Genomic DNA, 5,604 nt, shown 5'->3' with positions numbered 1-5,604 from the left:
CCGCGTCGTCACCGACGCGGCACTGATCGATGCCCGGCTCGATACCCGCGCCGCGTCCGTGGCCCAGGCCTTGCTCGGTGAGCGTTGATGAGCGAACTCTCCGCCGCCCGTGATAGCAGACTCGCCAAGGCTTTGACGCTGGCCGCCGACCGCGCGGCCAACTCGCGCTCGGTGGTCGTCGAAGGCGTGCTCGAGCGCGTCGTCGGCCTGACACTGGAAGCGGTCGGCTGCCAGAGCCAGATCGGCAGCCGCTGCCGCGTGGTCAACGCCGATGGCGGCATGCTCGAAGCGGAAGTGGTCGGCTTCTCCGGCGACCGCACCTATCTGATGCCGACCGGCGAGATGCACGGCCTCAAACCGAATGCCCGAGTCATCCCGATGGCACGGATGCCGCGGGTGCCGGTCGGCGAGGGCTTGCTGGGTAGAGTGCTCGACAGCGAAGGCGAACCGCTCGACGGCCTCGGCCGTCTGGTCTGCGAACGCCGCACGGCGACCACCGCACCGATCAATCCGCTGGCGCGTGCGCCGATCAAGGAACCGCTCGATGTCGGCGTGCGCGCGATCAACGCGCTGCTGACCGTCGGCCGTGGCCAACGTCTCGGCTTGTTCGCCGGCACCGGCGTCGGCAAATCGACCTTGCTCGGCATGATGACCCGCTACACGCAGGCGGACATCATCGTCGTCGGCCTGGTTGGCGAGCGCGGCCGTGAAGTCCGCGATTTCATCGACAACGCGCTTGGGCCCGAAGCGCTGAAGCGCGCGGTGGTCGTCGCCACGCCGGCCGATCGTTCGCCCTTGGCGCGGGTGCGCGGCGCCTGGCTGGCAACGTCCATTGCTGAAGCGTTTCGCGATCAGGGCAAGAACGTGCTGCTGCTGATGGATTCTTTAAGCCGCTATGCACAAGCGCTGCGCGAGATCGGCCTGGCGGTCGGCGAACCGCCGGCAACGCGCGGCTATCCGCCCTCGGTGTTCGCGCAGTTGCCGAAGCTGGTCGAGCGTGCCGGCAACGGCTTGCCAGGCGGTGGTTCGATCACCGCGTTCTATACGGTGCTGGCCGAAGGCGATGACCAGAACGATCCGATCGTCGATGCCGCACGCGGCATTCTCGATGGCCACTTCGTGCTCAGCCGCGCGATCGCCGACGCTGGCATCTATCCGGCGCTCGATATCGAAGCTTCGATCTCGCGTGTCGCCAACGAAGTGACGCCGCTCGATCACCAGCGCCGGGTCCGCGCCTTCAAGCAGACGGTGTCGACCTATCAGCGCAATCGCGACCTGATCAACATCGGCGCCTACAAGCCGGGCAGCGATGCCAAGGTCGATGCAGCGATGGCGATGTGGCCGCGCATCGAAGCCTTCCTGCGTCAGGACGTGCACGAGCCGGCGATGTTTCCGGCTTCGCGCGCGGCGTTGCAAAACCTGTTTCCCGAGATCAATTAATCCATGCCGCTCTCCCAGGTTCGTCTGGAACTGCTGAACCTCGTCGCCGGCCGCAACGAGGACGATGCCAAGGCCCTGCTTGCCAAGGCGCAGGCCCGGCTTGCCGAGCAGCAGGCGCTGCACGGCGAGCTGCAGCACTACCTGGAGGACTACCAGAACCGCTTGCCCGCGCGGCCGACGCCGATGCTGCTGGAGAACCAGCGGCAGTTCTGCGGCAAGCTGGTGGAAGCGCTGAACGCGCAGCAGGCAGCCATCGACGCCGAGCAGGGCCGGGTCGCGCAGGCCAACGAACGCTGGCTGGCGATGCGCCGCGAGCTGCGCATCACCGAGCGCCTGCAGCAGCAGAGCGATCTCGAAGTTCGCCGGATCGAGGAAAAGGCCAGCCAGCGCGAGATGGACGAATTCGCGACTGTTCGCCACTTCGCCGCGAGCCAGCGCTCATGAGCGCCGGCCTGTCGGCCATGCTTTCGACGCCGGCAGTCGGCGGATCGCGGGCGACCGCGCGCAGCGAAGCCGCGAACGAGCCGAAGGACAAGGGTTCGCCATTCGCCGATCTGCTGGGCCCCGGCCCAGCCGCTGCGAAGGCCGCTGCGAGCAAGGAAACCAAGGCCGCAGAGGACGACAAGGACAGTGCTGACGATCGCGATGACGGCGGTGAAGCCATCACGACCGTGCCTGCCGACGCCGCACCGGCCCTGCCGGCCTGGCTGCAGGCGCTGCGCGTGCCGCCACCGGTCGCTGCACCCAGCGATGGCCCGCCGGGCGCTGCGGATGACAGCGATGCGCTGCTGGCTGGCGCTGTTGGCAGCATTCGGATCCCGACCCAGACCGCGACCCCGACGGCCGATGCGCCGGATTTGCCGACGTTGCCGATAGGCGGTGAAGAATCCGCCGCGTTTCCCACCGCGCTGGATGCCAGTAAAGCAACCGCCGACACCGTGCTGACAACGGCCCAGACCACGAGTCTCGACAGCGCGCTCGATGCGCTGGTCATCAAGGCCGATCTACCGACGGTGCAGGTCGCGGCCGTCACCGCAGAGCGCGCGCCACAAGCGGTCAGCATCGCCCCGACCAGCAGCAGCGACGCAACGCCCAGCCTGCTGGCTGCCGCACCGAGTGCAGCGCTCGATGCCTACGGCGAGCCGCTGGCGCTCGATGGCCCGGACGCCGCGGTCCGCCTCGGCGAACGCCTGCGCTGGCTGAGCGAAGCCGGCGTGCAGGAAGCCCGCCTGCAACTGCATCCGCGCGAACTGGGCAGCATCGATGTCCGCATCCGCGTCGAGCAGCAGACGGCCAGCGTCTGGTTCGGCGCCGATCATCCGGCCGCCCGTGCGGCGCTCGAAGCCAGCCTGCCGCAACTGCGCGAACGCATGGCGGCCGATGGTCTGCAGCTGGGCCAGGCGCAGATCGGCGGCTCGGCGCAGTTCCAGTCTCAGGAACGGGAAGCGAACGGGCAGGGCCGCCCCGCAACGCCCACATTGTCGGCAGCTCCTGGCGGTCTGGTGGACGAGCCGATCCCGGCAAATGACCGTCTGGCCGCTGCGGTGGCCCGCCATCGCGGCCTGATCGATCGCTACGTCTGATCGCTCTTGTCGACGCCGGATCGGCCGAATCCGGCCCGATTCATGCTCATGATCAGGCCATTGGCGCAGCCCCTCCGATCGGGATTCAAACCTATTGGCGGGCTGCGCTGTCCTAGCGCTTAACGCGAGTCTGCGATCGGCCGGATTTTTCGTCTCGGCGGGTCCTGCGCTTGCTCCCGCATGCAGCCCGGAGATGGCCACCCGATGGATAGACGCGACTTCCTGAAACGAACCAGCACCAGCGTCGGCGCGCTGATGCTGCCGATCTACGGCAATGCGGTAGCCGCCGAGATACTGGCGACCCAGGCCGACAAGGCGATGCGCAAGACGCTCGCCGATGTCGCCCTGAACGCGGCGACCAAGGCTGGTGCGACCTATGCCGATGCTCGTATCGGCCGCTATCTGCGCCAGTTCGTGATCACCCGCGAGACGCGGGTCGAGAACGTGGTCAACACCGAATCGACCGGCATCGGCATCCGGGTGATCGTCAACGGCACCTGGGGTTTCGCGGCGACCAGCGACTTGTCCCCCGACGCCGTCGCCAAGGCGGCCCAGCAGGCTGCCGCGATCGCCAAGGCCAACTCCAAGTTCCAGACCGCGCCGGTGCAGCTGGCACCGACCAAGGGCCTCGGTGAAGTGTCCTGGGCCACGCCGATCAAGAAGAACGCGATGGAAGTGCCGATCAAGGACAAGGTCGAGCTGCTGATGGCGGTCAACAATGCCGCGCTGAAAGCCGGCGCCGACTACATCAATTCGATGATGTTCCTGGTCAACGAGCAGAAGTACTTCGCGTCCACCGACAACTCCTATGTCGACCAGGACATCCACCGCATCTGGACGCCGATGCAGATCACCGCGATCGACAAGAAGAGCGGCAAGTTCCGCACTCGCAGCGAGATGTCGGCGCCGATGGGCATGGGCTACGAGTACCTGGATGCGAAACCATCCGGGAAGCTGAAACTGCCGGGTGGGGTGATCGGCTACACCAACTCCTACGACATGGTCGAGGACGCGGTCGCCGGTGCCAAGCAGGCGCGCGCCAAGCTCAGCGCGCGGTCGGTGAAGCCGGGCAAGTACGATCTGGTACTCGATCCTTCGCATCTGTGGCTGACCATTCACGAATCGGTCGGCCATCCGCTGGAACTCGATCGCGTGCTCGGCTACGAGGCGAACTACGCCGGCACCAGTTTCGCCACGCTCGACAAGTGGAAGCAGAAGGACTTCAAGTACGGCAGCCCGGCTGTGACCCTGTTCGCCGACAAGCTGCAGCCGACCACGCTCGGCGCAGTGGGCTACGACGATGAAGGCGTGACCACCAAGCGCTGGGATCTGGTCAAGGACGGCGTGCTGGTCAACTACCAGGCGATCCGCGATCAGGCCTACATCATCGGCGAGAAGGAATCGCAGGGCTGCTGCTACGCCGATTCCTGGCAGAGCGTGCAGTTCCAGCGCATGGCCAATGTCTCGCTGGCGCCAGGCAAGGCCAAGCTCGGTGTCGAAGAGATGATCAAGGACGTCGAGAACGGCATCTACATCATCGGCGACGGCTCGTTCTCCATCGATCAGCAGCGCTACAACGCGCAGTTCGGCGGCCAGCTGTTCTACGAAATCAAGGACGGCAAGATCACCGAGCAGATCGAGGACGTGGCCTACCAGATGCGCACGCCGGAATTCTGGGGCGCCTGTGCGGCGATCTGCGATGACCGCGACTACCGCTTCGGCGGTTCCTTCTTCGATGGCAAGGGCCAGCCTTCGCAGGTCTCGGCGGTGTCGCACGGGTCTTCGACGACCCGGTTCAACGGCATCAACGTCATCAACACCGCGCGCAGCCTCGGCTAAGGATCGATACCCATCATGAGCATTTATACGGAAGCACAGGCCAAGGCGATTCTCGACAAGGTCATCAAGCTGTCGAAGGCCGACGAATGCACGGCGACCTTGGATGGATCGGTGGCCGGCAACATCCGCTACGCGCGCAATTCGGTTTCGACCAGCGGCATCGTCAGCAACTGCGAACTGGCCGTACGAGTCGCATTCGGCAAGAAGGTGGGCACGGCGACGATCAACGAGTTCGATGACGCGGCGTTGGCGAAGGTCGTCAAGCGCGCCGAAGACCTGGCCCGCCTGGCGCCAGACAATCCGGAGTTCATCGCGGCGATCGGCAAGCAGGACTACAAGCCGACCCCCACTTTCGACGCCGCCACGGCGGCGATCACCCCGGAATATCGGGCCCAGGTAGCGGCCGACAGCATCACGCCGGCCAAGGCCGGCAAGCTGGTGGCGGCCGGTTTCTTCAGTGATGCGGTGCGCTTCTCCGCAGTCGCCAACTCGAAAGGCAACTTCGGCTACCAGCAGGCGACCAACGTCGATTTCACCTGCACCGTGCGCACTGAAGATGCACGCGGCTCCGGCTGGGTGGCGCGCAATGTTTCCGACGTCGAGAAATTCAGCGCCAAGAGCGACATCCAGACGGCGATCGCCAAGGCGCAGAAGTCGGTCGATGCCAAGGCGCTGGAGCCGGGCAAGTACACGGTGGTCCTCGAACCGGCGGCGAGCGCCGGCATGCTCACCTACATGATGC

5 protein-coding genes are annotated in these 5,604 nt (G+C 66.0%); all 5 read left to right on the top strand.

The window, feature by feature from the left end:
• Positions 1–87: 87 nt before the first annotated feature.
• Positions 88–1,440 carry a flagellar protein export ATPase FliI gene (gene fliI, locus Q0D45_RS20500; protein WP_293397475.1) on the top strand — a complete coding sequence of 451 codons (1,353 nt, stop codon included), beginning with the start codon at positions 88–90 and terminating at the stop codon, positions 1,438–1,440.
• 3 nt (positions 1,441–1,443) lie between these two features.
• Positions 1,444–1,884 (top strand): flagellar export protein FliJ, encoded by a 441-nt coding sequence (locus tag Q0D45_RS20495; RefSeq protein ID WP_293397473.1) that lies wholly within the window; start codon positions 1,444–1,446, stop codon positions 1,882–1,884.
• A complete protein-coding gene (locus tag Q0D45_RS20490; protein WP_293397471.1) occupies positions 1,881–3,023 on the top strand; it encodes a flagellar hook-length control protein FliK in 1,143 nt (380 codons plus the stop codon). Before Q0D45_RS20495 ends, Q0D45_RS20490 begins: the two co-directional genes overlap by 4 nt.
• A gap of 204 nt (positions 3,024–3,227) precedes the next feature.
• Positions 3,228–4,862 carry a TldD/PmbA family protein gene (locus Q0D45_RS20485; RefSeq protein ID WP_293397469.1) on the top strand — a complete coding sequence of 545 codons (1,635 nt, stop codon included), beginning with the start codon at positions 3,228–3,230 and terminating at the stop codon, positions 4,860–4,862.
• Positions 4,863–4,877: 15 nt separating this feature from the next.
• On the top strand, positions 4,878–5,604 hold a 727-nt coding region (locus Q0D45_RS20480; RefSeq protein WP_366946514.1), incomplete at its 3' end, for a DNA gyrase modulator.

The sequence above is a fragment of the Nevskia sp. genome, from assembly GCF_023266035.1.
Taxonomy (GTDB): Bacteria; Pseudomonadota; Gammaproteobacteria; order Nevskiales; family Nevskiaceae; genus Nevskia.
The sequence above is the reverse complement of the archived record's forward strand: the minus strand, read 5'-3'. Positions and strand labels throughout refer to the sequence as shown.